The sequence below is a fragment of the Stenotrophomonas sp. G106K1 genome (assembly GCF_037969685.1).
In the GTDB taxonomy this organism is placed as follows: Bacteria; Pseudomonadota; Gammaproteobacteria; order Xanthomonadales; family Xanthomonadaceae; genus Stenotrophomonas; species Stenotrophomonas lactitubi.
In genome coordinates this window covers 20,699-45,821 of sequence record NZ_JBBPFR010000011.1, presented here as the reverse complement: position 1 = coordinate 45,821, position 25,123 = coordinate 20,699, and the positions used below count along the sequence as shown (strand labels likewise).

General features: G+C 66.1%; 22 protein-coding genes. 5 read left to right on the top strand and 17 right to left on the bottom strand.

Going from position 1 to position 25,123, the window contains the following annotated elements:
* Positions 1 to 87: 87 nt before the first annotated feature.
* The 3 genes from WKB25_RS11590 to WKB25_RS11580 form a co-directional block, all read right to left on the bottom strand.
* A complete protein-coding gene (locus WKB25_RS11590; protein ID WP_099821613.1) occupies positions 88 to 666 on the bottom strand; it encodes an LON peptidase substrate-binding domain-containing protein in 579 nt (192 codons plus the stop codon).
* A complete protein-coding gene (mpl, locus tag WKB25_RS11585) occupies positions 663 to 2,027 on the bottom strand; it encodes a UDP-N-acetylmuramate:L-alanyl-gamma-D-glutamyl-meso-diaminopimelate ligase (RefSeq protein ID WP_340570775.1) in 1,365 nt (454 codons plus the stop codon). Before mpl ends, WKB25_RS11590 begins: the two co-directional genes overlap by 4 nt.
* Before the next feature lie 327 nt (positions 2,028 to 2,354).
* Positions 2,355 to 2,918 (bottom strand): adenylate kinase, encoded by a 564-nt coding sequence (locus WKB25_RS11580; protein WP_025874177.1) that lies wholly within the window; start codon positions 2,916 to 2,918, stop codon positions 2,355 to 2,357.
* A gap of 136 nt (positions 2,919 to 3,054) precedes the next feature.
* On the opposite strand from WKB25_RS11580, the gene WKB25_RS11575 reads away from it, so the two are divergent.
* Entirely contained in the window at positions 3,055 to 4,311 is a 1,257-nt protein-coding gene (locus tag WKB25_RS11575) for a 6-phosphofructokinase (protein WP_099821615.1), read from the top strand.
* Positions 4,312 to 4,472: 161 nt separating this feature from the next.
* On the opposite strand, the gene WKB25_RS11570 is transcribed toward WKB25_RS11575, so the two are convergent.
* Positions 4,473 to 4,976, bottom strand: coding sequence for a hypothetical protein (locus tag WKB25_RS11570; protein ID WP_340570772.1), 504 nt, complete (start codon positions 4,974 to 4,976; stop codon positions 4,473 to 4,475).
* 291 nt (positions 4,977 to 5,267) lie between these two features.
* On the opposite strand from WKB25_RS11570, the gene WKB25_RS11565 reads away from it, so the two are divergent.
* Positions 5,268 to 7,295: a sodium-translocating pyrophosphatase gene (locus tag WKB25_RS11565; RefSeq protein WP_340570770.1), complete on the top strand. Its 2,028-nt coding sequence runs from the start codon at positions 5,268 to 5,270 to the stop codon at positions 7,293 to 7,295.
* A 136-nt stretch (positions 7,296 to 7,431) separates the two neighbouring features.
* Here the strand turns inward: WKB25_RS11565 and WKB25_RS11560 are convergent, their stop codons facing one another.
* From WKB25_RS11560 to WKB25_RS11540, 5 genes are read right to left on the bottom strand one after another with little or no spacing between them, the layout of a single operon-like run.
* Positions 7,432 to 8,151, bottom strand: a complete 720-nt coding sequence (locus tag WKB25_RS11560) for an energy transducer TonB (protein ID WP_340570768.1) — start codon at positions 8,149 to 8,151, stop codon at positions 7,432 to 7,434.
* A complete protein-coding gene (gene exbD / locus WKB25_RS11555; RefSeq protein WP_340570767.1) occupies positions 8,148 to 8,573 on the bottom strand; it encodes a TonB system transport protein ExbD in 426 nt (141 codons plus the stop codon). Before exbD ends, WKB25_RS11560 begins: the two co-directional genes overlap by 4 nt.
* 8 nt (positions 8,574 to 8,581) lie before the next feature.
* A complete protein-coding gene (exbB, locus tag WKB25_RS11550) occupies positions 8,582 to 9,310 on the bottom strand; it encodes a tonB-system energizer ExbB (protein WP_340570765.1) in 729 nt (242 codons plus the stop codon).
* Complete coding sequence (locus tag WKB25_RS11545; protein WP_340570763.1) at positions 9,297 to 9,764, bottom strand: YbaN family protein; 468 nt, start codon at positions 9,762 to 9,764, stop codon at positions 9,297 to 9,299. Before WKB25_RS11545 ends, exbB begins: the two co-directional genes overlap by 14 nt.
* 31 nt (positions 9,765 to 9,795) lie before the next feature.
* The gene (locus WKB25_RS11540; RefSeq protein WP_340570761.1) at positions 9,796 to 10,383 is read right to left on the bottom strand and encodes a biliverdin-producing heme oxygenase; all 588 of its coding nucleotides are present in this window, start codon (positions 10,381 to 10,383) and stop codon (positions 9,796 to 9,798) included.
* Positions 10,384 to 10,490: 107 nt separating this feature from the next.
* On the opposite strand from WKB25_RS11540, the gene WKB25_RS11535 reads away from it, so the two are divergent.
* On the top strand, positions 10,491 to 10,748 hold the full coding sequence (locus WKB25_RS11535; RefSeq protein WP_340570759.1) for a DUF2789 domain-containing protein: 258 nt from the start codon (positions 10,491 to 10,493) through the stop codon (positions 10,746 to 10,748).
* 109 nt (positions 10,749 to 10,857) lie between these two features.
* On the opposite strand, the gene WKB25_RS11530 is transcribed toward WKB25_RS11535, so the two are convergent.
* From WKB25_RS11530 to WKB25_RS11510, 5 genes are all read right to left on the bottom strand, one after another.
* Complete coding sequence (locus WKB25_RS11530) at positions 10,858 to 13,773, bottom strand: TonB-dependent receptor (protein WP_340570757.1); 2,916 nt, start codon at positions 13,771 to 13,773, stop codon at positions 10,858 to 10,860.
* Positions 13,774 to 13,985: 212 nt separating this feature from the next.
* On the bottom strand, positions 13,986 to 14,924 hold the full coding sequence (locus WKB25_RS11525; RefSeq protein ID WP_340570755.1) for a FecR domain-containing protein: 939 nt from the start codon (positions 14,922 to 14,924) through the stop codon (positions 13,986 to 13,988).
* Positions 14,925 to 15,028: 104 nt separating this feature from the next.
* On the bottom strand, positions 15,029 to 15,529 hold the full coding sequence (locus tag WKB25_RS11520; RefSeq protein WP_340570754.1) for an RNA polymerase sigma factor: 501 nt from the start codon (positions 15,527 to 15,529) through the stop codon (positions 15,029 to 15,031).
* Positions 15,530 to 15,613: 84 nt separating this feature from the next.
* On the bottom strand, positions 15,614 to 16,087 hold the full coding sequence (locus tag WKB25_RS11515) for a hypothetical protein (protein ID WP_340570752.1): 474 nt from the start codon (positions 16,085 to 16,087) through the stop codon (positions 15,614 to 15,616).
* Positions 16,087 to 16,572 (bottom strand): hypothetical protein, encoded by a 486-nt coding sequence (locus WKB25_RS11510; protein ID WP_340570750.1) that lies wholly within the window; start codon positions 16,570 to 16,572, stop codon positions 16,087 to 16,089. The genes WKB25_RS11515 and WKB25_RS11510 overlap by 1 nt, the downstream gene beginning before the upstream one ends.
* A 182-nt stretch (positions 16,573 to 16,754) precedes the next feature.
* On the opposite strand from WKB25_RS11510, the gene ppa reads away from it, so the two are divergent.
* Positions 16,755 to 17,291, top strand: coding sequence for an inorganic diphosphatase (gene ppa, locus WKB25_RS11505; RefSeq protein WP_005410935.1), 537 nt, complete (start codon positions 16,755 to 16,757; stop codon positions 17,289 to 17,291).
* 151 nt (positions 17,292 to 17,442) lie between these two features.
* Positions 17,443 to 18,564 (top strand): HDOD domain-containing protein, encoded by a 1,122-nt coding sequence (locus tag WKB25_RS11500; protein ID WP_340570749.1) that lies wholly within the window; start codon positions 17,443 to 17,445, stop codon positions 18,562 to 18,564.
* Positions 18,565 to 18,751: 187 nt separating this feature from the next.
* Here the strand turns inward: WKB25_RS11500 and WKB25_RS11495 are convergent, their stop codons facing one another.
* The 3 genes from WKB25_RS11495 to WKB25_RS11485 form a co-directional block, all read right to left on the bottom strand.
* Positions 18,752 to 21,640, bottom strand: a complete 2,889-nt coding sequence (locus WKB25_RS11495; RefSeq protein WP_340570747.1) for a TonB-dependent receptor — start codon at positions 21,638 to 21,640, stop codon at positions 18,752 to 18,754.
* A 49-nt stretch (positions 21,641 to 21,689) separates the two neighbouring features.
* Positions 21,690 to 22,589: a helix-turn-helix transcriptional regulator gene (locus tag WKB25_RS11490; protein ID WP_340570745.1), complete on the bottom strand. Its 900-nt coding sequence runs from the start codon at positions 22,587 to 22,589 to the stop codon at positions 21,690 to 21,692.
* A gap of 115 nt (positions 22,590 to 22,704) precedes the next feature.
* Entirely contained in the window at positions 22,705 to 25,029 is a 2,325-nt protein-coding gene (locus WKB25_RS11485; RefSeq protein WP_340570742.1) for a winged helix-turn-helix domain-containing protein, read from the bottom strand.
* Between the last annotated feature and the right edge of the window lie 94 nt (positions 25,030 to 25,123).

Genomic DNA, 25,123 nt, shown 5'->3' with positions numbered 1-25,123 from the left:
TGGCGCTTTCGGGCAACGGCTGCCAACCAAGGTTGGCATCTACCGGTTCCAGGCTGGTTGGCGGTTACCGGTCTCGGCGTTCCGTCGTTACGGCATCCAGCCCAACAGCTGCTGCAGGCGCTGGTGCGGGTCGTCCAGCTGCAGCAGCTGCAGGCGCTGCTGTTCGCTCAGCGGCAGCAGCTCGGCCAACCGCCAGCTGACCCAGCTGGCCTGGTCCATCAGTGCTGGTGTGGCCGGTGCGAACGCCGTACCCGCCTGCTCGATGATGTGGTCCAGTACCGTCGCCAGCAGCGCGTGCTGCGGACGCAGTTCGTCATCGGGATCCTCATCGCACCAGCGCACATCAGCCACCACCAGCCCGTTGTCGCGCACGCGCGTGCGCTCGACATGGAAACGGCGAGTGCCGCGCAATCGCAGCTGCAGCACGCCATCTGCGCCGACGTCGAAATCCTCGATCTTCACCTGCACGCCGAAGGCGGCCGGCGTTGCCGGCGCTCCCACTTCGTGCCCTTCCAGGATCAGGCAGACACCAAACCCTTCGCCGCTGCGCCCGGTTTCGCGGACCAGATCCAGGTAGCGTGGCTCGAACACGCGCAGGCCGATGGCCGCACCCGGAAGCAGCGTGGTGTGCAGCGGGAACAGCGGAAGCGAACCCTCGCCGCTCATCGTGCCTGCAGTCCTGCCAGGAAGCGGCGCGGTGCGCCGTCGAAGCCGCCGTTGGACATGAACACCACATGGTCGCCGCTGCGCACGGTGGACTGCAGTTGCGCCAACAGCGCATCGGTGTCGGCCACCGCGTGTGCCTGTCCACGCACTGCTGCGATCACCGCTGCCGCATCCCAGGCCAGCTCCGGGCGGTGCAGGAACACCACTTCATCGGCCAGCGCCAACGACGGTGCCAGCGCCTGCGCGTGAGCCCCCAGCCGCATTGAATTGCTGCGCGGCTCCATCGCCACCACGATGCGCGCATCACCGACCCTGGCACGCAGGCCTTCGAGGGTGGTCGCAATCGCGGTCGGGTGATGGGCAAAGTCGTCGTAGACGATGATGCCATCGTGCTTGCCGATCACTTCCATGCGCCGCTTGACGCTGCGGAAGCGCGCCAACGCCGGGATCACCTCGGCCGGCGCGACACCCACTGCGTGCGCAGCAGCCAGTGCGGCCAGGCCATTGAGCACGTTGTGCCGGCCCAGCAGCGACCAGTGCACATCGCCCAATGCCTGCCCGCGATGATGGACGCGGAACGCGCTGCCATCGGCGGCCAGCAGCTCGGCGTGCCATTCCAGCGACGGATCGAAGCCGAAGCGTTCAACCGGAGTCCAGCAGCCCATCGCCAGCACTTCAGCCAGGTGCGCGTCTTCGCCGTTGACGATCAGGCGGCCGCGCGCCGGCACGGTACGCACCAGGTGGTGGAACTGACGCTGGATCGCTGCCACATCGGGGAAGATGTCGGCGTGGTCGTATTCGAGGTTGTTGAGGATCGCCACCAGCGGCCGGTAGTGCACGAACTTGCTGCGCTTGTCGAAGAACGCAGTGTCGTACTCGTCGGCTTCGACGACGAACTCGCTGCCCTGGCCCAACCGGGCAGACACGCCGAAGTCCTCGGCTACACCGCCGATCAGGAAGCCGGGGGAGCGACCGGCATTCTCCAGCAGCCAGGTCAGGATGGTGGTGGTGGTGGTCTTGCCATGGGTGCCGGCCACGGCCAGGGTGTCGCGCCCCGGCAGGACCTGCTCGGACAGCCACTGGGCGCCGGAAATGTAGCGCTGGCCGGCATCCAGGACGGCTTCCACGGCCGGATTTCCGCGCGACAGCGCGTTGCCGATCACCACCTGCCCGGTGCCCTCCGGCACGCTGTCGGCGCGGTAGCCCTGGTCCAGGGTGATGCCCAGCTGCTCGAGCTGGGTCGACATCGGCGGATAGATGGCCTGGTCGCTGCCGCTGACCGTATGGCCCAGTTCCCGCGCCAAGGCGGCCACGCCACCCATGAAGGTGCCGGCAATTGCAAGGATATGTACGCTGCTCATGACCGGGGATTGTGACCGATCACGGCTGTATAGGGCCATTGTCGGCAACAGGGTAAGAGAACCCCTACAGTCACTGTGAGAAAACTCCAACCGCATGTCAGGGAATTCCCGATAGCGATGTTCTGTGAACCCGGACACAATTCAGGATGCCAGCCGCAGTACCCGAACCGGTCCTACTCCCCAAGAGGCCATCCCCAAGGGAGCTCATGCTGTGGGGGCCCTGAGCAAGCCCTTTGCTGGCACCTATACAACGAAACAGGCCTGATCCTCGCGGATCAGGCCTGTTTTTTTGCGCCTGCGGCGGCCGGCATCGACCGCCCGAACGGGTCAGCGTTTGATCGCCGCCAGGATGCGGGCTTCGATCTCGTCCAGTTCGCCGACGCCATCGACGCGGGCCAGGGTGCCCCGGCCGGCGTAGAAGTCGACCACCGGAGCGGTCTGCTCGGTGTAGACCTGCAGGCGCTTGCGCACCGATTCCGGATTGTCGTCGGCGCGCCCCTGTTCCTGCGCACGGCCGGCGATACGCTCGACCAGCAGCTCGGTGGCCACGTCCAGCTGCACCACGGCATCCAGCGGCTGGCCGATCTCGGCCAGCATGCCGTCCAGCGCGTTGGCCTGGGCCACATTGCGCGGATAGCCGTCAAGGATGAAGCCCTTGGCGACATCGGCCTGGGCCAAGCGCGACTTCAGCATGCCCAGCAGGATCTCATCGGACACCAGGTTGCCGGCATCCATCACCGACTTGGCCTGCTTGCCCAGCTCGGAGCCGGCGGCGATTTCCGCGCGCAGCATGTCGCCAGTGGAAATGTGGGCGATCTCGAGCTTTTCCTTCAGGCGCGTCGCCTGTGTCCCCTTGCCCGAACCGGGCGGTCCCAACAGAACCAATCGCATTGACCTGACTCCAACGTGTTGAAAATAAAGAAGGTTCGCGTCCCGGACGGTCCGGTATCGCTGCACCGCAATAGCGCCACTTTAGCGCATCCGGGTAATGTCCCTGCAATGTCCCCTCCCCCGAGCAGGTAGAAGCATGCGCAATGGCACCCTCCTTTACGCCCAGTCCGGCGGCGTCACCGCCGTCATCAACGCCACTGCCGCAGCGGTGATCGAACAGGCCCGCGCCAAAGGAATCAAGGTCCTGGCCGCGCGCAACGGCATTCTCGGCGCCCTGCGCGAGGAGCTGATCGACACCAGCAAGGAGAGTGCTGCGGCCATCCGCGCCCTGGCCCACACCCCCGGCGGCGCGTTCGGCTCGTGCCGGGTCAAGCTGAAATCGCTGGAGGCCGACCGTGCCCGTTACGACCGCCTGCTGGAGGTCCTGCGCGCCCACGACGTGCGCTGGTTCCTCTACAACGGCGGCAACGACTCGGCAGACACCGCCCTGAAGGTATCGCAGCTGGCAAAAAGCTCCGGCTACGACCTGACCTGCATCGGCGTGCCCAAGACCATCGACAACGACCTGGCGGTGACCGACACCTGCCCCGGCTTCGGCTCGGCGGCCAAGTACACGGCCGTGTCCGTGCGCGAAGCGGCATTGGACGTGGCGGCGATGGCTGAGACCTCCACCCGCGTCTTCATCTACGAGGCGATGGGCCGTCACGCCGGCTGGCTGGCTGCAGCCGCCGGCCTGGCCGGTACCGGCGAGGACGACGCCCCGCACATCATCCTGCTGCCCGAGCGCGCCTATGACGAGGCCGCGTTCCTGGCCAAGGTCAAGGCCGTGGTGGCGCGCGTGGGCTACTGCGTGGTGGTGGCGTCGGAAGGCATCGCCACCGCCGATGGCCGCTTCGTCGCCGACGCCGGCGGTGGCAAGGACTCCTTCGGCCATTCGCAGCTGGGCGGCGTGGCCGCGCATCTGGCCGGTCGGGTCAAGGACCAGCTGGGGCTGAAGGTGCACTGGGCCCTGCCCGACTACCTGCAGCGATCGGCCCGCCACCTGGCCAGCAGAACCGACTGGGAACAGGCCCAGGCGGTGGGCAAGGCGGCAGTGCAGCTGGCGCTGAAGGGCCAGAACGGGGTGATGCCGGTGATCGTGCGCAGCAGCGATGCGCCGTACCGCTGGAAGATCGAAGCCGCGCCGCTGTCGAAGATCGCCAACCATGAGAAGAAGATGCCGGCCAGCTTCATCCGTCGCGATGGATTCGGCATCACGGCCAAGGCGCGTGCCTACCTGCAGCCGTTGATCAAGGGCGAAGCACCGTTGCCCTACGGTAGCGATGGCCTGCCGAAGTACGTGACGCTGAAGAACGTCGCGGTGAAGCAGAAGCTGCCAGCGTTCGAAGGCTGACCCATGAAGGTGACAAGGCGCACTGCCACCGATCGGCACCGCGCGAGCTGCTGGTGGTGCGTGGGGCGAGGCTTGCGGATTGATCCCGGGATTGCCGGCCAGCGGCCGGCACTACCCGGGTCTCCCTCCAGTAGATCCACGCCATGCGTGGATGCTCAGCCTCAATTGCAGGCCTTGCCTTCCATCTGCAATTGCGCGGCGAACATCGTCACCTGCGGGATCTTGCCGGCGGCGGCCTGCTTCTTGGCTTCTTCCAGATAGATGCGCGATTGTCCCTGCCCATCCAGCGCCTGCGCGTTGTTCACCGGCAGCCGCCACACGCGCACCACCGCCTGCTGCGCTGGGCAGGCCGCATTCGGAACACGGATCACATCATTGAGCTTCCAGCCCTTGTCGGCGCTCGGTTGTGCCTTGGCGTAGTCAACAAAGCGGGCGCGCGGCTGGCACTGCTCGCTGGTGCGCACCGCCGAGAAACGATAGGGCTCCGCGGCCTGGCCGGTGAACGCGCCTTCCAGTCGGGCACAGGCCTCGGGAATCTGCCGCAGCGTATGCACCGCGCCCACCGCCTGCGGTACACCGACAGCGCGCTGCAGTTCGGGCGCTTCCGCCGCGAAGGCTGGAAGGGCCGGGGCCAGGACGGCAAGCATCAACAGGGACAGGCGCATGGGGATTCTCCGACAGGACTGCGCGCAGGCTTGCAGAGGTTGGCTTAACGGGGTGCAAAGGTGCATCCATCGAGCAGCCGCTGCGCTCGCCGGGCGTGGCTGGTCGAGCATGGCTCGACTCTACAACTAGCCGGACGCATACTGCGGACACCAGGGAATGCTGAACACCGCCATACGTCGGACGACCACCAAGGTCGGTACGGGTTGGTTCCAGGCTGCAGCCCGTCGTCCCCCTCGTGGTGCAGTTCATCGCCACTGGATGCTTGTCCATCCATTCTGCGGAGGGGTCTAATGCTGGAACGTCACGGGCTGTCATTGGCGCTGGGCTGCGCCATTCTCGCGATCCTGTACGGAATCGTCTCGGCGCGCTGGATCCTGCGCCAACCCACCGGCAATGAACGCATGGTCGCCATCGCCACGGCCATCCAGGAAGGCGCGCGCGCCTACCTCAACCGCCAGTACCTGACCATCGGCATCGCCGGCGTGGTGCTGTTCGTGCTGGTCGGCATCTTCCTGAGCTGGTACACCGCGATCGGCTTTGCGGTCGGTGCGGTGCTGTCCGGCGCAGCGGGCTACATCGGCATGAACGTGTCGGTGCGCGCCAACGTACGCACCGCAGAGGCGGCGCGCCATGGCATCAGTGCTGCGATGGATGTGGCCTTCCGCGGCGGTGCGATCACCGGCATGCTGGTGGTCGGCCTGGGCCTGCTCGGCGTGGCTGGTTACTACGCGCTGCTGCTGCGCATGGGCCTGCCGATGGAACAGGCGCTGCATGCACTGGTCGGCCTGGCCTTCGGCTCATCGCTGATCTCGATCTTCGCGCGCCTGGGCGGCGGCATCTTCACCAAGGGGGCCGATGTCGGCGCCGATCTGGTCGGCAAGGTCGAAGCGGGCATTCCCGAAGACGACCCGCGCAACCCGGCGGTGATTGCCGACAATGTCGGTGACAACGTGGGCGACTGCGCCGGCATGGCCGCCGATCTGTTCGAGACCTACGCGGTCACCGTGATCGCCACCATGCTGCTGGGCAGCCTGATGCTGGCCGAAGCCGGTGCCAATGCGGTGCTGTATCCGCTGGTGCTGGGCGGTGTGTCGATCATCGCTTCGATCATCGGCGCGCTGTTTGTGAAGGTGAAGCCCGGTGGCTCGATCATGGGCGCGCTGTACAAGGGCGTGATCGTCTCCGGCGTGCTGGCCGCGATCGCGTTCTACCCGATCACCACCGGGCTGATGGCCGACAACGTGCATGGCCCTCTCGCCCTCTACGGTTGTGCATTGATCGGACTGGTGCTGACGGGTCTTATCGTGTGGATCACCGAGTACTACACCGGTACCCAGTACAAGCCAGTGCAGCACGTAGCGCAGGCCTCGACCACCGGCCACGGCACCAACATCATCGCCGGCCTCGGCATCTCGATGAAGTCCACGGCGCTGCCGGTTATCGCCGTCTGTGTGGCGATCTGGGGCGCGCATGCCCTGGCCGGGTTGTACGGCATTGCCATCGCGGCCACTGCCATGCTGTCGATGGCGGGCATGATCGTCGCGCTCGATGCCTACGGGCCGATCACCGACAACGCCGGTGGCATCGCCGAGATGGCCGAACTGCCCTCGGAGATCCGCGACATCACCGATCCGCTCGATGCGGTGGGCAACACCACCAAGGCGGTCACCAAGGGTTATGCCATCGGTTCGGCAGCACTGGCCGCGCTGGTGTTGTTCGCCGACTACACACACAATCTGCAGGCCGCCAATCCCGGCCAGGAGTTCCGCTTCGACCTCAGCGACCACACGGTGATCATCGGCCTGCTGATCGGCGGCCTGATTCCCTACCTGTTCGGTGCGATGGCGATGGAAGCGGTCGGTCGCGCAGCTGGCGCGGTGGTAGAGGAAGTGCGGCGGCAGTTCCGCGAGATCCCCGGCATCATGCAGGGCACCGCCAAGCCGCAGTACGACAAGGCGGTTGACATGCTGACCCGCTCGGCGATCCGCGAAATGATCGTGCCGTCGCTGCTGCCGGTCGCCGTACCGGTGGTGGTCGGCCTGCTGCTGGGGCCGCGCGCGCTGGGCGGGCTGCTGATCGGCACGATCGTCACCGGGCTCTTCGTGGCCATTTCGATGACCACCGGTGGCGGTGCCTGGGACAACGCCAAGAAGTACATCGAGGATGGCCACTTCGGCGGCAAGGGCAGCGAGGCGCACAAGGCGGCAGTGACCGGCGACACCGTGGGTGATCCGTACAAGGACACCGCCGGCCCGGCGATCAACCCGCTGATCAAGATCATCAACATCGTGGCGTTGTTGCTGGTGCCATTGCTGTAGATCCACGCCATGCGTGGATGACGGCTCCGAAGGGGTCGGAGCCCTTTCCTGCGGAAACGGATCCGACCCCGATGCCGATCTACGGTGTTCCGGTAGATCCATGCCATGCGTGGAAGGCCGCCCCCCCCGCTGCCGATCACCGACCGCGCAGGAAGAACGCCACCGGCACCATCACCTCCACCGGGTCGCCGGCCACCTCGGCCGGCGGCACCGGCACCGGGCTGGCGCGCTGCACGGTGTCCAGTGTCTCCTGGTCGAGCAGTGCGAAGCCGCTGCTGCGCTCGATGCGCGGCGCCGACACACGGCCGTCGCGGCCAACCGAAAAGCGCACATAGGCCACGCCCTGCTGGCGCAACCGTTCGGACTGGCGTGGATAACGCCGATGCTGTTGCAGGTGTCCCAGCAGCAGCCCTTGCCAGGTGGCGCTGGCACTGCTGCGTTCGCCAGCCGTGGTACGCGGTGCAGCGTAACTCGCTGCTGCCGGTGCAGGAACGTCCGGCGGCGCCAGCGTGCGATCGACGTTGGCGTCGGCAGCTTCCTCTGTCGGCTTCGCAGGTGGCTCGAGCGGGACCGCAAGTTCCCCCTGCGGCAGCGCCGGCGCCTTGATCTGTTCGCGTTGCTTCGACACGGTCACCCGCCGCTGCCGCTCCTGCTGCAACGGTCCGGCAGGCAGTGCGCGCGGCGGTACCGGCGGCGCCTGTGCGGCGGGAGCCAGTTCCAGCATCAAGGCGGCAGGAGGTGCCACTGCTACGACCGGCGGCATGCGCGACGCCCACCACCACAGCGCGGCGATCAGCACTGCATGTGCCAGCAGCACGATCGCCAGGCTGGTCGCCCAGCGCTGCAGCCCGCTCATCGAGCGCCCTGCTCCAACCCGACCAGGGCGACCTTCAGGTAACCAGCACTGCGCAGAGCATCCAGCGTCGCCATCAGGTCTCCATAGGAGACGCGCTGATCGGCACGCAGATAGAGACGCTGCGACGTATCGCCATGCGTTGCCGAGCGCAGCGCAGTGGCGAGGCCATCGCGTGCCACCGGCGCCTCACCCACCCGCAGCGACAGGTCGGCCTGCACGGTCACATACACCGGCGCATTTTCCGTCGGCGTCGCCTGCGCACTGCTGGCGGGAAGCTGCACGGGCACCGACACCGTAGCCAACGGCGCGGCCACCATGAAGATGATCAACAGCACCAGCATCACGTCGATGAAGGACGTGACATTGATCTCGTGGGCTTCTTCCGGGGTGTCATCGCGTCCGGATGCGGTCCTGATCGCCATGGTGCGCCTCAGTTCACTGCACGCAGCGTGCCTGCCGGCGCACGGCGTGCAGCCCGATCCAGATCACGCGACACCAGCTGCTGCACAGCTGCAGAGAGATCGCCCAGCAGGCCGCGCAGGCCCGCCAGCACCCGGGTGAAGTGGTTGTAGACCAGTACCGCCGGGATCGCTGCGACCAGACCGAGCGCTGTAGCCAGCAGCGCCTCGGCAATGCCTGGCGCAACCACGGCCAGATTGGTGGTGTTGCTGTGGGCGATGCCGATGAAGCTGTTCATGATGCCCCACACGGTGCCGAACAGGCCCACGAAGGGCGCCACTGCGCCAATGCTGGCAAGCACGCCGATGCCACGACGCTGGTTGCGTACGGTCTCCAGTTCCAGACGCTCCAGTCGTGACGCTACCCGCTCCTTGATCCCCTCGCGGTGATCAAGTTCCTGCGACAGATGCAGCTCGGTGCGCGCAGCATCCAGCATGGCGGCGGCGATGCTCTGCTGCAGTGCGGGCTCGGCGCCTGCGAACGGCAGGCTGGGTGCCGACAGCAGCAGGCTTCGCGCGAGGCGCAAGGCGCGCGCCTGCCGTGCCAGTTCCCAGCCCTTGGCCAGCAGCACGGTCCAGGTGGCCAGCGAGGCTACAGCCAGGGCAATCATCACGCCCTTCACCACAACATCGGCAGCCAGGTACATGCCCCAGGGGGTCAGTGCGGGGGCGGCCATGGGAGCCAGATCAGCAGGCAGCATCGTCATAGGATCCATTGGAATCGGAAGAGGTGGCGCGACGGCGGGCAGCGCGCGGATCGGCGGTATCGTCCACGCCCACCAGCGGCGCAGGATCGAAACGTGGCGCCGGTCGACTCAGGACATAACCGGCACTGACCGCAAAGAACAGGCCAACGCCCAGCAGCAGGCGCCAGGACGGGTGTGCGCCCCAGCAGAACATCGCAAATCCCACCGCCATGCCCGCGCTGGCAAACGCCTTGCCCTTGCGCGATACCGCGCCCTGCTCACGCCAAAGGCGCAGCGACGGGCCGTAGCGCGGATGGGAAAGCAGCCGCTGTTCGAACCTGGGCGAACTGCGCGCGAAGCAGCCCACCGCCAGGATCAGGAAGATGGTGGTCGGCATGACCGGCAGCAGCGCGCCGATCACCCCCAGCGCGACCATCAGCCAGCCGAGCGCGAACCAGAGCCAGCGCATCAATCGCGCACCAGCAGGCGGTGCGCGGGCATCAGGAAAACTCCACTTCTACATGGCCGTGCACGCTGCGGAACGCAGCATCGGCGGCATCGATCACTTCCTGCTCCTGCGCCGGCGACAGCACCACTGCATCGAGCGCCGCAGTGAATTCGCGCCAGTGCCGCGCGGCGCCGTCGGGGTGTGCCGCCAGGTGACGCGCGCCGAAATCACGATCCAGTCCGAGTGCAGCCGCCATCTTGTAGAGCACGGTGCCACCCAGGTTGGAACCTTCCGCAACATACAACCAGCCCAACGCAGTCGGCAACGGCAGGTCATTCCCGAGTGCGGTGATGTCCTCGCCCGGCAGCACCTGTTCCAGGTCCTGCAGGTCGCTGCGCACCTGCTGCAGGCGGCGACGTTCAGCCAGGTCCGGCAGCAATGCGTCCAGCGCAGGGCTGGCGTACAACGCGTCGATGCTGCGGTGGAAGCGGTACTGCACGCGCAGGAACCGAGCGAAATTGCTGCGGTCGGCAAAGATGTCGCCGGCCATGATGCGCTTGTCGAGGGCGCCATGGCTGTCGCGGGTGGCGGCCTTCAGCCTCACGCTGCGGCTGTCTTCGAGGGATGTCTGAACGGTCATCGGGAGTGCCAGGGAAAGCGTCCCTCTGTAGACGATCCCGGCGAGGGTTCCCCCAACCCTGCTTGCGTCGATAATGCAGGTTCCTTTCCATTGCCAGGACCCCACCGATGATCACCACCGAACCGCGCATGACCAACCTGTTCCTGCAGTTGGGCCTGGATGCCAGTGCCGAGGGCATTGCCCGGTTCATCGCCGACCACCAGCTGGCCGCCGGTGTGGAAGTGGCCCATGCCCCGTACTGGAACGAGGCCCAGCGCCAGTTCCTGGCTGAGTCGCTGCAGGCCGATGCAGCGTGGACCACCGTGGTCGACGAACTGAACGAAGCGCTGCACGAAGCGGCGGTGAAGGCGACGACCGGGCTGTAATTGCCCGGTGGCAGCGCCGGCATGAACCGGCGCTACCGTTATGTTGCGGGTGATCCGCCGCGCGTGGCCCGGCGCTACCAGTAGATCCACGCCATGCGTGGATGGTTGATCAATACCGCCAGGTAAAGGCCAACCGCGCGGTCCGGCCGGGTGCCGGCATCACACCAAGGGCCAGCGGATCCAGGTAGTAGCGGTCGGTCACGTTGTCCACGTTCGCTTCCACCGACAACTGGTCGTTGAAACTCCAGCTCGCGAACAGATCCACCAGCGTGGTCGGTCGGTACAGCTGCTGGATCGCTGACAGGCCCACGTTCCATTCCTTGTCCAGCTTGCTGATCGGGCCAGCGTTGTGGACCACGCGGGTGCCGAAGGTCAGGCGCTCGTCGAACAGGCGCGAGCCCAGGGTCAGGTTGACCATGTAGCGCGGCGGGTTCTGGGTGTTGCTGTAGGAACCTTCGAAGCCACCATCCACGCAGTCCGGCGTACCGATCAGTTCCTCGATCCTGCGCTGGACGCCATACGCGCGGCGTTCAGCCGCGATGTCCGGTGCGCAGGTCTTGGCCTGGAAGTAGTAGTGCGCCGACAGATCGGCAAACACCTTGCCGCTGTCATAGCTGGACTGGAACTCCATGCCCGACACCTTGAAGCGGTCGACGTTGCGGATCAGTCCGGCCGACAAGGTGCGGTAGTCGCGGGTGATCAGGTCATCGATGCGGGTATCGAAGTAGGCCAGCTTCAGTGCGAGGCGGTCACCGGCAGTGAACAGGTCGTGCTGGATCGTACTGGCGCCCAGTTCCCAGCTGTGCGCACGCTCGGGCTTGAGTTCATCCACCGGCTTGGCCGCCGTGAACAGGCCGAGCGTGGTCTCGAACAGGCTCGGCAGCTTGGTGCCTTCGGCGTACTTCAGGTAGACCATGCTGTCTTCGCTGAAACGGAAGGCCACGCTGGCCGTCGGCGAGAACGCACTGTCACGGCGGCGGATCGGCTGCGACCAGGTCCAGCTCACCGGCACGTTCAGATCCTCAGCAGCATCGGCGTCATAGAAGTTCCAGCCACCGATGTCGCCGACGGTACCCTTCTTGTACGGCGAGGCAAGCAGCGACTCCTGGGTGAAGTTGCCGTTCGCGTCGGGATACCAGTTCAGCAGGGCGATACGCTTGGCCCGCCACGACGGCAGATTGGGATTGCCGTTGAGCAGCTCGGTGTAGCGGTACTGGCCTTGGACTTCGTATCCGTCCGGCGTGGCCAGGCGGTTGCGGTCACGCACGTCCACGCGGTTCCAGCGCCCGCCCAGCAGCATCTCCCAGTGTTCGTCCGGCGCCCATTTCAGCGACGCCACCGCGCTGTATTCCTTGCGCTCGGCATTGCGCAGGAAGCGGTTGTTGACCAGGTCGTCGTGCATGATCGGGCCGGAGCTGCCCGGGGCGATGTCCTCATCGCTGTAGGACAGGCCGTAATCGAGAGTGAGGCGGCCGGCACTGCTGTCAAACACCGAGGTGTTGCTGGCGTCCAGACCGAAGCGCTTCTGCCGCAACGGGTTGCGGTAGGCATCCTTGTAGCCTGGATTGCCGCTGAAGCTGGGCGCGTCGTACCACTCGGTACGGCGGTCGAAGTACCACGGGGTGATGCCGGTCAGGCTGTTGTACATCACGCTGTCGGTGTCGGTGTACCACGCGTTGACGCGCAGGTCGATCAGTTCGCTGTCCGGGTTGAAGCGGTAGCGCAGGCTGTAGCTGTCCATGTCGACATGGCCCGGGTCCCACTGTGGCACGCGGTCGCGGTCGACGCGGATGATCTGCGAGGCCATGATCTCGCCAGCGGTGCCTTCATAGCGCCGATAGCCCGCTTCCAGCGTCTGCGCGTCGTCGATGCGCCAGGTGCCCTTGAGCAGGGTCGATTTCGAACGCGAGGACGTGTTGAACACTTCGGTACGCGGCGGGTTCAGCGGCGCCAGGGTGCGACGGGTCTGCGGGAAATCGTCGTAGCCCTTGCTGCCGGAGAAGTAATTGCCGTTGTCTCGGTACGCATAGGCGGCCACCAGGTCAAAGCGATCCCAGTGCCAGGCGGCGGCCACGTTGAAGAACTGGCTGCCGGTGGCGCTGCGATCGCTGCGCGGCGCGGCCTCGTAGCCGGGCAGGTTGTTGGCGCTGCCGTTGGCCAGTCCCCCGCGCACGCGCACGCCGACATCGCGTCCCTCGCGCAGCACGTCATCGACATCCAGGGTTTCCATTTCGACCACGCCACCGATACCGCCGGAGGCATTTGCCTGCAGGCTCGGGCCCTTGGTGATGGTCAGCCGCGAGATCAGGTCGGGGTCGAGGTAGGTGCGCTGCGACTGGCCGGCATAGCCACGGTAGGTGTCCATGCTGGACTGGCCACCGTCGATGATGACCGGCACCCGGCTCTGGCCCTGGATGCCGCGGATGTTGACGTCAAAGCCATTGCCCACGCGTGGATCACCAGCGGTAACACCGGCCACGCCCTTGACGATGTCACCGTTGGAGGTGCCGCGGAACCGCTCCAGTGCGACGCGGCCGATGCTGGTGGTCGAACCCACGCTCCGGTAGCTGTCGAGCAGGCGTGCTTCATCGCTGGCCGCGCCGCCCTGCACGCGGTCTCCGGCCACGCTGAGGGTATCGGTGACGATCACACCGCCCGTCTGGCCCGCCGCAGCGACCTCCAGCGTCACCGCATCGGCGCTTACCCGGCGCACGCTCAGGCCGCTGCCGCGCAGCAGACGTGCGAGGGCCTCGTCGGCTGACAGCGTGCCGCTGACCGGCTGCGAGATCACGCCCTTGGCCAGCGTGCTCGGATAGACCACCTGCACACCGGACTGGCGCATGTAGGCGCGCAGTGCATCGTCCAGCGGTTGGTCGGGAATATCGAAGTGCTGTACCGCAGCCGGGCCAGCGGTGCTGGACTGCGCCATCACGGTGGGGGTGGCGGTTGCCAGGCCGGCGGCCAGCAGCGCGATGCATAGACGGGACGGGCGCGGTGCGCGGCCCGGACGGCGGAATTCGTACATGGGGGGAACCTGTCAGAGGAGCGTGGCCGCGGGCGCGGCATCATCCGCGCATGCGCGGACCCAACGACGTACGTGGCGGCGGCGGGTACGTTCGTGGGGTAAGACGGATGGCCGCGCGGCAACCCCAAGAAGGATCTGCGGTCGCAGTGGGTGCCGACCGTTGGTCGGCACCCTGGGATGATTCGCGATGATCATCCATGCATGGCGTAGATCTACTGCACGATGGCGACGCCGAACGGAAGACGGGTGACCTGCAACCCTGCAGTTGCGGCCAGCGCGTCCAGTGCCTGCTCCGGATGATCGATGCGCAGCGCCGCGCTGACAGCTGGAAGCGCCTGAAGATCGCCACGCACAAACGTCGGCCCTGCGCGATAGCGACCAACCTCGTGCACGGCATCGGTCACGCTGGCCTGCTCCAGCAGCAGCTCGCCCTGTCGCCAGGCGCCGACACTGTCTGCGGCAACGTCGGTCAGGCGCTGCACGCTTCGGTGCTCGCCATAGCCCGCACGTTGCCCCACCTGCAGATAGGTCCAGCCGCCATCGACCGGGCTGGCCACGCGTACGCGGCCCTGCCCGACTTCGGTCTCGACCCCGGCGGCGACGTGAGCGACCGTGAATGCAGTGGAGATGTCTTCCACCACACCGTTGCCCGCAGCAACGCTGAAGCGCCTCTGCGCATCGGGCGCCACGTAGAACCAGGCACGGCCACGCAGCAGTTCAATGCGACGACGCTGGTCATCGAAGTGCACGGCGATCGCACTGTCGGCATCGAGCACGGCACGGCTGCCATCGGGCAGATGCACGTCCTGCACCCGGTGATCGCTGCGATGATCCGCCTGCAGGCGCAGCCAGGCATCGGGCCAGGCCACCAGCACCGCCAGCGCAGCGGCAGTGGCCATGGCCCAACGCAGCCGCCGCGGGCGACGCGCTGCCTGCCTGCGTTCGATGGCGACCGGACGCGGACTCACACTGCGCCACAGCATGCGCTCATGCTCGAATGAACGCCGATTCGCAGGCTCGGCCAGCCAGCGCTCGAACGCATCCATGCGCGCGTCGCTGATATCGCCGGACGCCAGGCACACGATCCAGTCCCTGGCCTGTTCGGCCACGGCATCATCGGCGGTGCTGCGGGGTGTCGGGGGCGGGCTCATCGGCTGGCGGGACACGATCAGAGGTGGGCGGAAGGACTAGACCGCATCGGCGGCCTGCGAATCAACAAGACGCATGGCGGGTGGGCGCCCCCAAGCCGGATCGTTCATCGGCCGCTGCGCGCCCAGGCAAGCCGCTGCAGCGCGGTGCGCATGTGATTCTCCACCGTGGTCACCGACACGCCGAGGCGCCGGGCGATGCCAGCCTGGGTCAGGCCCTGCAGGCGATTGAGACGGAAGATGGTCCGCGTCGGTTCGGGCAGATGGCCAGCGGCATCGAGCACGCGCTGCAACTCATCCTGCGCCATCACCTGCTCCTCCGTGGAGATCTGTTCATCCTCCTGCCACAGGTAGTGCTCGGCCAGCAGGCGGTTGCGCCGCGTCGATTCGCGGCCATGGTCGGTGGCGAGGTTGATGGCCAATCGATAGAGATAGGCGCGCGGATTGTCGATGCTCTGGCTGTTGTCGACCCCGCGCGCCTTGAACCAGACCGCCTGGATCACGTCTTCCGCCCCGCTGTCGCCACCGAGAATGCGCTGCACGCGCCGCAGCAGCGCCGATCGTTCGCGGATCAGCAGTTCGGTCAGGGTGACGGCGTTGGAGGACATGCGCGGCGACGGGACAGACGGGGGCGGCGCGCATGCTACTCCGTTAATGCGAATAAATCACGTTTGCATTCGCAAGTTCATGCATCAGAGACAGTCTGTCAGGCCCTCATAGACGCTCGTGGTCGTGCCAGGCAACGGGGCGTCAATCGCCTCATGCCCGGCAACCTGCCAGACCTGGAGCAGCTGCTCCAGCCGGGTTGCAGGCGCCAGCGGCAGCGTGCAGGCGTAGGTGCCATGGTCGACGTCGATCCGGCCGTCCTTCTGCACCCAGGTATCGCTGCCGGCGAAGGTCCAGACGCAGCTGGCCACCACGCCTGTCGCGCGTTCCACCGAGCAGCGCAGGCGCATGGCCCGCAGGTTGTAGTACTGCCCCTCGCAGAACGTGTCGCCACAGACATCATCGAACCCGCGCACCAGCATCCGTTCGGCAGCGAGGAAGCGCTCCCGGCCGGTTGCGGGATCGGGATAGTCACGGGCGTCCACGAACGCCGGCGCCGCCTGCGCGGTTCCGGCCAGCAGCAGACCACAGAGCAGCCATCGTCCCGGGAAAGCACGCATCAGGCGCCCCTCCCCTGCAGGCAATCAGGCAGCACCTCGAACAGACCATGATCGAGCCCGGACAGCGATGCCATCAGGCCGTCCGGCGCCTCCAGCGAGGCAAAGAAGGCTTCAACCGGCACCCCGGGCTGCATTTCCACCGGGCAGGTCCAGTGGCCGTTGTCGACCTGCACCTGCCCTGTGTCGGGATGCACCGCCAGTTCGCTGGCCGCCACCACCCAGACGCAGCGCTGCACCGTTCCCCGGTGGGCCAGCACGGCGCAGCGGAATTCCAGCACCCGGTAGTTGCTGTAATCGCCTTCGCAGAAGGTGTCGGCGCACAGGCGGTCGAATGCCTGGGCAAGCGCGCCCTCCAGCGCGTAGCCCCTGTCCCAGAAGGCCTCCTGGGTCGGATGGTTGATCAGGTCAACATGTGTCCCGCGCGCCAGCGCGGTCAGCGGGACAAGCAGCAGCAGGACGCCGCAGCGCCAACGGTTCCAGTTCATTGCAGGTCTCCTCGGTTCGGGATTCCAGCCTGCTCCGGTCGCCGGCCCGTCCCCATCGGGATACCCCGTCCTGACCGGTCATCGGCCACCGCGACGGCCCGTCGGCGCCCTACCCTGCACAGCGACCGGCAAAGGCATAAAATGGAGAGCTATCCGTCTACATCCCCCACCTGGAGCACACCATGGGTCTGGAACTCGTCTCGCCCGGCAAGAATCCGCCGGAAGAAATCAACGTCATCATCGAGATCCCGAAGGATTCCGAGCCGGTGAAGTACGAAGTGGACAAGGAAACCGGCGCGATCTTCGTCGACCGCATCCTGTCGACCCCGATGCGCTACCCCTGCAACTACGGCTACGTGCCGAGCACCCTGTGCGGCGACGGCGATCCGGCCGACGTGCTGGTGGTGCTGCCGCTGCCGCTGGTCCCGGGTTCGGTGGTGCGCTGCCGTCCGGTCGGCGTGCTGAAGATGAGCGATGAAGCAGGCAGCGACGAGAAGATCCTGGCCGTGCCGGTCTCGAAGATCTTCAGCGGCTATGCACACGTCGAAGACATCGCCCAGGTGTCCAGCCACTGGCTGGAGCGCATCGGTCACTTCTTCGAGCACTACAAGGACCTGGAGAAGGGCAAGTGGGTCAAGCTGGACGGTTGGGGCGGCGCGGCTGAGGCCAAGCAGATCCTGATCGAGGCGCACCAGCGCCACCTCGACAGCAAGGCCTGAGACTGAACAGCATTGCTCCGGCGCACCGCGTCGGAGCGATGCGGGTCACGTTTCATGACGGCGGCACATCACCTTTGCCGCCGTATTAGGTAAATTGCGTCACTTCACACGTCGTCGACATCGACCGTCGAGACAGCCAGGGGAATGTGTCGTGCGTATTCTGCTTGTTGGGGATACAGCCAGCCTGCCGGTTGAGCTGACCGAATTCATTGCCGATCTTGGGGAAGACTGGCAACCGTTGATCGCCACCGATGGCCATACCGCGATGACCGCGGTCGCCACCCAGGGCGTGGACGCGGTGATCGTCTGCCCGCAGTTGCCCGATCTCAACGCAACCACGCTGCTGGGACAGATCCGCACCTTGCGCCCGGAGACCATCCGCATCGCACTGGTCGACGCGCAGCATGGCAACCGGCCGCCGCCGGCACGCCTGATCGGCGTCGCCCATCGCTTCCTGCCCTTGCCGTTGGCACCGGAAGTGCTGCTGGAAGCATTGACCAGCCTGGAAGAGCTGCGCGAAGTACTGGACAGCCCACGCCTGCGCGATGCCATCGGCCGCATCGAGAAGCTGCCCTCGCCGCCGCACCTGTACCTGAGCCTGACCCAGGCACTGGAACATGACGACGACACCGACAGCGCCGATGTCGCCAAGCTGGTCGCCGCCGACCCAGCAATCGCAGCAAAGGTGCTGCAGCTTTCCAATTCGGCGTTCTTCAGCCAGGGGCGCACCATCGCCGACCTGCGCACGGCCGTGACCCGGCTGGGTCTGGCCACGTTGCGTGACCTGGTGCTGGCCAGTGAAGTGTTCTCCGCGCCGACCTTGTCCGGCGCCGAACGCAACTCGTTGCAGCAGCGTGCCTTGATGGCCTCGCGATTGGCCGCACGCCTGCTGCCCGACTCCAGTGCCGAACTCGGTGCCACCGCCGCACTGCTGGCCGACATCGGCCTGCTGCTGCCGGGCGTGCGCAACGAACGCAGCGAACCCGTACTGGCGGACGATGACCGTCCCGGCCATGCCGAAGCCGGCGCCTATCTGCTGGGCCTGTGGGGCCTGCCGATGCCGATCATCGAGGCGGTGGCGTTCCATCTGCAGCCGCAGCGCGCCAACACCCGCAGCTTCTGGGTGACCGGCGCGGTGCACGTGGCACTGGCACTGGTCAACGGCGATCCGGTGGATGAAGAGTATCTGCAGCGCGCCGGTGTGCTGAACAAGCTGCCGCAGTGGCGCGAGCACGCCAACAGCCTGATGGGGCTGGTGCCCAGCGACGCCTGAGGCGTAGCGGCAGGCGAGTGCGCAGGGGATGAAAGGCAGGCCGGGTGGCCTGCCTTTTTTCGTTGTGCCGTTGTGCCGGAACGTTCATCCACGCATGGCGTGGATCTACCCAGTCGGTGCAGCGCGCAAACAAGAAGGGCGGACCTTGCGGCCCGCCCTCCTCTTTCTGCTGTCACGCTTCGATGGATCAGAAGCGCTGGGTGTACTTCATGTAGTAGTAACGACCGATGTCGAAGCCACCGTAGTACGAGAAGCTCGAGTTCGGCTGGCTGTACATGACCGGGCCTTCGTGGTTGAACACGTTGTTGGCACCGACCGAGACCGTGGCCTGCCACGGCAGGGTGTAACGCACCTGCACATCGTGGAAGGTGTTCGAACCGACCTTGCGGGTCGGCTGGCCCAGGGTGTAGGCCGAGCTGAAGTCAGGCAGGTTGCACTCGGTGTCGTAGGAGCACGGCTCCTTCATGCTCGAGTAGTAACGCACCGCCCAGTTCACGCCCAGGTTGCCCAGGCTCCAATCGACATTCAGGTTCGAACGGACGCGGAAGTTCGCACCCCAGTCGCCGGTTGCCCAGCTGGTGTGCTGCTCGACCGGGGTCTCGGCTTCGTTGTCGCGCTTGTACTCGAGGTAATCGACGTAGGTGGTCTTCCAGTCAACCACGATCTTGCCGAAGGAGAACTCCGGCAGGCGGTACTTGATGCCCAGGTCGTAACCTGCGGTTTCCTGGTAACCACCGTTGATCAGGGTGCGGGTAACGTCGACCACCTGGTTGACGGTGCGGCCTTCGGTACCGCGGCTGAAGCGGTCACACGCCGACGCCACGCCCAGCACGTAGCACTGGTTGAGGATCGAGGTCACCGACTCGGCGGCGATCACGTTGTCGATGCGGATCTTCCACCAGTCCAGGCTGACGTCCAGGCCCTGAACGAAGTTCGGGCTGTAGACCAGGCCGGCGGTCCAGGTCTTGGAGGTTTCCGGCTGCAGTTCCGGGTTGGAACCCGACTCGAAGGCGCTGTAGGACTGGGTGCCCGGGCCGGTCGACTGTGCGCCGCCCGAGGTGATCTGGCGGAAGTTCGCCGGAACGCCACGTGCACCGCAGGCCGCGGCAACCGACGGGTTGCGCGAGGCCGAACCGAAGCTGCTGTCGCACGGATCGGTGTAGGCGTCGAAGGTCTGCGAGGTGCCGCCGTACATGTTGGCGATGTTCGGCGCGCGGAAGCCCGTCGAATAGGTCGCACGCACCAGCAGGTCGTCGATCGGCTTCCACTTCAGGCCGAACTTGCTGTTGATGGTGTCGCCGAAGGTGTTGTAGTCCGAATAGCGACCGGCCATGTCGAGCGACAGTTCCTTGGCGAACGGCATGTCAGCCAGCACCGGCACGTTCAGTTCGACGTAGAACTCGTCGAGCTTGTAGCTGCCCTTGGTCGGCGCGCCGGCCAGGTCGGTGCTCAGGCCCGACTGCAGCAGTGCATCCGGGTTGTACTCACCGCTTTCCTGGCGGTGCTCGTAACCGGCGGCGATGGCCAGGTCACCGGCCGGCAGCGTGAACAGCGAACCGGAGATGTTGGCGCTGTAAGCCTTGGTGGTGTTGGTGTAGGTGTCGTGGCTCGGCAGGAACAGGTAGGCCTGCAGTGCCGGGTCAGCCAGCGAACCATTGCCGGTGGAGCCGTACGGTGCCAGCGGGTTCCACGGGGTGCAACCGGCGATCACCTTGCCCGGGGTGCCGCAACGGGCAACGTCGCCGTCCATGAAGGACGGGCCGACGGCGTTCTGCACGTTCGGGATGAACAGGTTGCCGGTGCCGGTCTTGACGCCCTTGTTCTGGTTGTAGACGTAACCCACGTCCCAATCCCAGAACTTGTCAGCGAACTCGAACGAACCTTCCAGGCCGGCCGAGAAGCGGAAGGTTTCCTGCTCGGATTCGGTCTGGCGCGGGAACTCGGAGGTGCGACGGATGAAGTTCGCGTCCTTGCCCAGCGGGTTGTAGATGCTGTCGGCCGACAGCGGGGTGCCGTAGACCTCGGACTGGTACGGATAGCCGGCAATCTGCGAAGTCGCGGTGCGCTTGGTGTACAGCACGTTCGCGGTAGCGCGGATGTTGTCGGTCAGATCGTAGTTGCCGTTGGCGAACACCGAGCGACGGGTCAACTTGTTCTGCAGCCACATTTCCTGGCTGGCATTGGTGTAGTCGGCGGTGCCGAACTCACGGAAGTCGCCCATGCCGTTGCCGGCACCGGTATTGGCACGGGTGTACCAGATATCGTCGTTGGCGTTCTGCGGGGTGCCCATGTCGTCGATCAGCACGCCATGGTTGGATGCCGGCGACCAGCCATTGGCATCGTCGTCGGTGGGGAACGGATGGAAGCGACCGTTCGGGTAGCGGCTGAAGGAGCGATCCTTGGCCTTGACCTCGTCTTCCTTGCTGTACTCGGCGCCGAAGGTGATCGAACCACGCTCACCGGTCTGGCCGTAAACGAAGTTGTAGACCTGCTTCTGGCCGTCGCCCTGGCCGTACTGGCCACCGTAGACGCTGGCTTCCAGGCCGTCGAAGTTCTTGCGGGTGATGATGTTGACCACGCCGGCGATGGCGTCGGAACCATAGATGGCCGAGGCGCCATCGGTCAGCACTTCGATGCGCTCCACGACCGAGGTCGGGATCGATGCCAGATCGGTGTAGCCACCGGTGCTGGTGCCCATGCGCTTGCCGTCCAGCAGCACCAGGGTGCGCTCCGGGCCGAGGTTGCGCAGGTCGACGTACTGGCCGCCAACTTCTTCGCCCGAGCTCAGGGCATCGGCGCGGCTGATCGCCGGCGAACCGGTTGCCGACAGGTTCTGCACGATGTCAGCAACACTGGTGAAGCCCTGCTTTTCAATGTCGGCGCGCTGCAGCGCGATCACCGGCTGTGCGGTTTCCATGCTCGCCTGGCGGATGCGCGAACCGGTGACCGAAATGCGGTCCAGGTCGGTCGTGCCGCCGGCAGCTGCGTCCTGCGCCGAAGCGAAGGACGGTGCCAAGGCAAGCGCAATGCCGGCCGGCAACAAGCCGAGCCGCACTGCAGGAATACGAACGTTCATCAATCTCTCCAAGGTACGTGTTAGTAGCGTGTTAAAACGCCGTAGCACGTTACGATTGCGTTGCAGCGCTGTATTTGCGCGACACAACCGGAGACTTTGCGGAGTGTGGCGGAATCTGTCCGTCGTTCTCGCGGAAGCGCGAAGCGGACTGCCCATAGCGGGCGCGGAAGGCGCGCGCGAAGCTGCAGCAGTTGTCGAAACCGCTGGCAGCAGCAACTTCGCCGACCATCATGTCGGTGTCGCGCAGCAGATCGGCCGCGCGCTCAAGGCGCAACCGTGCCGAAAGCGACTGCGGGCTTTCCTCGTACAGGCTCTGGAACGTCTTGGAGAGATACCAGCTGGAGAAGTTGGTCAGCTCGGCCAGTTCGCCGATGCGCACCACGCGGTGGCTGTTGCCTTCCAGATACAGGCGCGCGCGCTGCATGCGACCGAACACCTGGCGCTTGCGACTGCGCGAGCGGCCGGGGCAACGCTGCACGTTGTCTGCCAGGCTGCGCTGCAGACCGGCCAGGTGCAGCAGCAGCGGACGCAGCGCCTGCGCCGGCTGCCCGCTGGCGAGGGCGTCACGCCACAGGCGCAGTGCCACGCGTGCATCGGCCCGGTTCATCAGGCCGCGGCCGGCGTACAGCCCGCAATCGGCCATCTCGGTCAGCACGCGCAGCGCTTCGACGTTCAGGTTCATGCCCACGCACAGGCCGTTGCGTCCGGCCTGGACCAGCGGCCTGGACTCCTTCTCGAACGCGATCCACTCGCCCTGGCGAAGGCGGAACCGCCCTTCCTTGGCTTCCACCCACGAGGTACCACGCACCTGCATCCAGACACTGAAGCTGGTGCCGGCGGTCTGCAGGCTGCCGAGGCGGGCAACGCCCATGCAGGTCGGCGCGACATCGTCGATCGCCTTGTCCAGGGAGAGGGTTTGGCCACGATCGGCCAGCGAGAGTTGACGCATAGGGGCACCACGGATTTGCCAAGTACAGGCCTCCGTTTTGCCAAATCAGGCGGCAGCGCGTCAGGAAAGACTGCCGAGATCGCCACGAATTCGCGGCGAGATCCTCACGAAGAAGTTACGAAGGCCCTTTTTCATTCAATATCAGCAGCTTGGAGAATGCAGGGAACAGCGCGGGCGGTTGTTCGGGCAGTCGCATCACGCCGATGTCGGCACCATCGCTGATGGCCAGGGCCAGGTACAGGCTGTTTCCGTCGGCGCTGGCGCTGAGTCCGTTGCCCGCGCTCAGGCGCTGGGCGTCCAGGCAGCGCTCCGCTTCTTCGCGCCCGGACTGGATACGGACCAGGGTCGTGCCGCAGCTGGCACTGCTGCCGAGGTAGTCGATACTGCCGTTGCCGGCCACGGTCCAGGTCCGGTAGCGCCAACGGCTCGGCCGGTCCTCGCTGAGCTGCTGCACGCTGGCCGGGGTCAATGCAGCGTCCACCGACCACAGCCCGCCGGCTGCCAGCCGGGTGAACAGCACCCGTCCGGTACTGCGGTCGAAACGCGCCTGTGACACCCCCTCCAGGCTGGCCAACCGCCGCCAAGGCTGCGCGCTGCGGTCGAACAGGCTCAACCGGGTGTGCTGGTCGGCATCACGCTCAACCACCAGCAACTGCTCCGCGTCTGCACCGTACAACGCCTGCAACGGCTGCTCGGCGGGCACCGGAAGGCGATGCAGCTGTTCGTCGCGCGGTGCGATCTCGTAGACAACGGCTTCGCCGTGCTCATCGCGGCCCACCACCAGCAGATGCCGGCTGTCGGCCGACCAGTCCGGTGCCTGCCGTGCTTCCGGCTTCAACCCTTCGATCGGTCGCAGCGATTCCGGCCGCTGCATGTCGGCCCACCACAGCGCGAAGCTGCCGGAACGATCGGAACTGAACACCAGTTGCCGTCCATCCGGTGCCACCATCGGCTGCCCATCACGGCCGCTGGAGGCGAACAGACGCTCACCTTCACCGCCCTGCGCGGGCATCCTGAACACACCGAACTGCGCGCGCCGATGCACGAATGCCAGCATGTCGCCGCGGCGTGAGACCGTCGGCCACTGCGCATCGTCGAGCCCGGCGTCACGCAGCGTACGGCGCTCGACATCGAGGTAGTACAAGCGAGCCTCGCTGTCCACGCGGCGACCGAACACGATATGTCGACCGTCGCCCAGCCATGCCCAACCGCGCAGCTCGGCCGATTCGGTCGTCAACTGCTCGGGCGTGCCGCCGCTGGCAGGCATCCGCCACAGGTCGCCCAACTGAGGGTTGCGGACAAAAACCAGCCATTTGCCATCCGGGGAATAGCGCGGGGCGTAATCGAAATCATCTTCGTCGACAGCATAATCCAGCGGACGCCATTGGCCGGTGGCCAGATCGAGCACGCGGATGCCGCGATGGGCATAGCGACCGACCATGCTGCCGAAGACCAGGCCGTGGCCATCGGGTGTCCAGTCGAAACTGAGCAGCTCGGTGCCGTCGCAGCGCGTGGCCTGACGCACGGCACCGCCAGTGGCGCTGGCGATCAACACCTGGCAGCTGTCATCGGCACCAAAGCGGGCGAAGGCGATTTCGCGGCCATCCGGCGACCAGTTCGGGAAGCGGTCGCTGGCACCTGCCGGCGGCGAAAGCAGCTGGCGTGCGGGCGCGTTGCCCGAGGTCTGCACCTTGATGGCGTTGCCGCCCTTGCCATCGTCGTTGGCGCCTTCGTAGGCGACCTGCGATCCGTCAGGCGAAAGTGTGGGATAGGTCTCAAAACCGGCTGTGGCGGTAATCAATCGATACGGCCGCTCAGGGCTTCCGATCACTCGCGTGCCGTTCTCCACTGCCGCGTCCACCGGAGAATTCACCGGCGCCGGGCGGCGCAGCAGCAGCAGGCTCAACACCACCAGTGCCAGCAGCATCACCACGCCCAGCGCCAGCAGCAGGCGACGGCGGAGACGCCGCCAGCGACGGCTGCCGCGTTCAATCACAGGTGCGCCGACGGGGGCCACGGCATTCGGCGCGGGCGGTTGCGGTGCAGACGATTCCTCTGCAGCAGTGATCACATCGGTCTCGTGGTCGGCCAGCGGCTGCACCGGTGCCAGCAGGCGGTAGCCGGTCTTGGCGATGGTCTCGATGTACGCCTGGCCGTTGTCGTCGTCGACGCTGAACGCCTTGCGCAGCTGGGTAACCGCCTGGGTCAGCACATCGTTGGTCGGCAGCGTGTCCGGCCACACTTCGGCGAACAGCTCGTCACGGGTCACCACTCGTCCCGGCTGCCGCATCAACATGCGCAGCACACCCAGCGACTTGGGCGTCAAACGTCGCGTACGGCGCGCACCCGCGACTTCAACCTCACGCGAGGACAAAGTAACGATGCACTCGCCGACGCGGACGCGGTCGGATTCAGGCGACTGGATTTCGCTGTTGATCATTCGTTGCTATGGGGTTGAAACAGGCCGCGAACACTGTTCACCATCGATCCCTTCCCATCCTTGGCACAGCAAGAAGCCAGATTCCGCACAAAGC

Coding starts and splice junctions, on each gene's coding strand:
- WKB25_RS11590 (WP_099821613.1), bottom strand. CDS start 666: ATGAGCGGCGAGGGTTCGCTTCCGCTGTTCCCGCTGCACACCACGCTG.
- mpl (WP_340570775.1), bottom strand. CDS start 2,027: ATGAGCAGCGTACATATCCTTGCAATTGCCGGCACCTTCATGGGTGGC.
- WKB25_RS11580 (WP_025874177.1), bottom strand. CDS start 2,918: ATGCGATTGGTTCTGTTGGGACCGCCCGGTTCGGGCAAGGGGACACAG.
- WKB25_RS11575 (WP_099821615.1), top strand. CDS start 3,055: ATGCGCAATGGCACCCTCCTTTACGCCCAGTCCGGCGGCGTCACCGCC.
- WKB25_RS11570 (WP_340570772.1), bottom strand. CDS start 4,976: ATGCGCCTGTCCCTGTTGATGCTTGCCGTCCTGGCCCCGGCCCTTCCA.
- WKB25_RS11565 (WP_340570770.1), top strand. CDS start 5,268: ATGCTGGAACGTCACGGGCTGTCATTGGCGCTGGGCTGCGCCATTCTC.
- WKB25_RS11560 (WP_340570768.1), bottom strand. CDS start 8,151: ATGAGCGGGCTGCAGCGCTGGGCGACCAGCCTGGCGATCGTGCTGCTG.
- exbD (WP_340570767.1), bottom strand. CDS start 8,573: ATGGCGATCAGGACCGCATCCGGACGCGATGACACCCCGGAAGAAGCC.
- exbB (WP_340570765.1), bottom strand. CDS start 9,310: ATGCTGCCTGCTGATCTGGCTCCCATGGCCGCCCCCGCACTGACCCCC.
- WKB25_RS11545 (WP_340570763.1), bottom strand. CDS start 9,764: ATGCGCTGGCTCTGGTTCGCGCTCGGCTGGCTGATGGTCGCGCTGGGG.
- WKB25_RS11540 (WP_340570761.1), bottom strand. CDS start 10,383: ATGACCGTTCAGACATCCCTCGAAGACAGCCGCAGCGTGAGGCTGAAG.
- WKB25_RS11535 (WP_340570759.1), top strand. CDS start 10,491: ATGATCACCACCGAACCGCGCATGACCAACCTGTTCCTGCAGTTGGGC.
- WKB25_RS11530 (WP_340570757.1), bottom strand. CDS start 13,773: ATGTACGAATTCCGCCGTCCGGGCCGCGCACCGCGCCCGTCCCGTCTA.
- WKB25_RS11525 (WP_340570755.1), bottom strand. CDS start 14,924: ATGAGCCCGCCCCCGACACCCCGCAGCACCGCCGATGATGCCGTGGCC.
- WKB25_RS11520 (WP_340570754.1), bottom strand. CDS start 15,529: ATGTCCTCCAACGCCGTCACCCTGACCGAACTGCTGATCCGCGAACGA.
- WKB25_RS11515 (WP_340570752.1), bottom strand. CDS start 16,087: ATGCGTGCTTTCCCGGGACGATGGCTGCTCTGTGGTCTGCTGCTGGCC.
- WKB25_RS11510 (WP_340570750.1), bottom strand. CDS start 16,572: ATGAACTGGAACCGTTGGCGCTGCGGCGTCCTGCTGCTGCTTGTCCCG.
- ppa (WP_005410935.1), top strand. CDS start 16,755: ATGGGTCTGGAACTCGTCTCGCCCGGCAAGAATCCGCCGGAAGAAATC.
- WKB25_RS11495 (WP_340570747.1), bottom strand. CDS start 21,640: ATGAACGTTCGTATTCCTGCAGTGCGGCTCGGCTTGTTGCCGGCCGGC.
- WKB25_RS11490 (WP_340570745.1), bottom strand. CDS start 22,589: ATGCGTCAACTCTCGCTGGCCGATCGTGGCCAAACCCTCTCCCTGGAC.
- WKB25_RS11485 (WP_340570742.1), bottom strand. CDS start 25,029: ATGATCAACAGCGAAATCCAGTCGCCTGAATCCGACCGCGTCCGCGTC.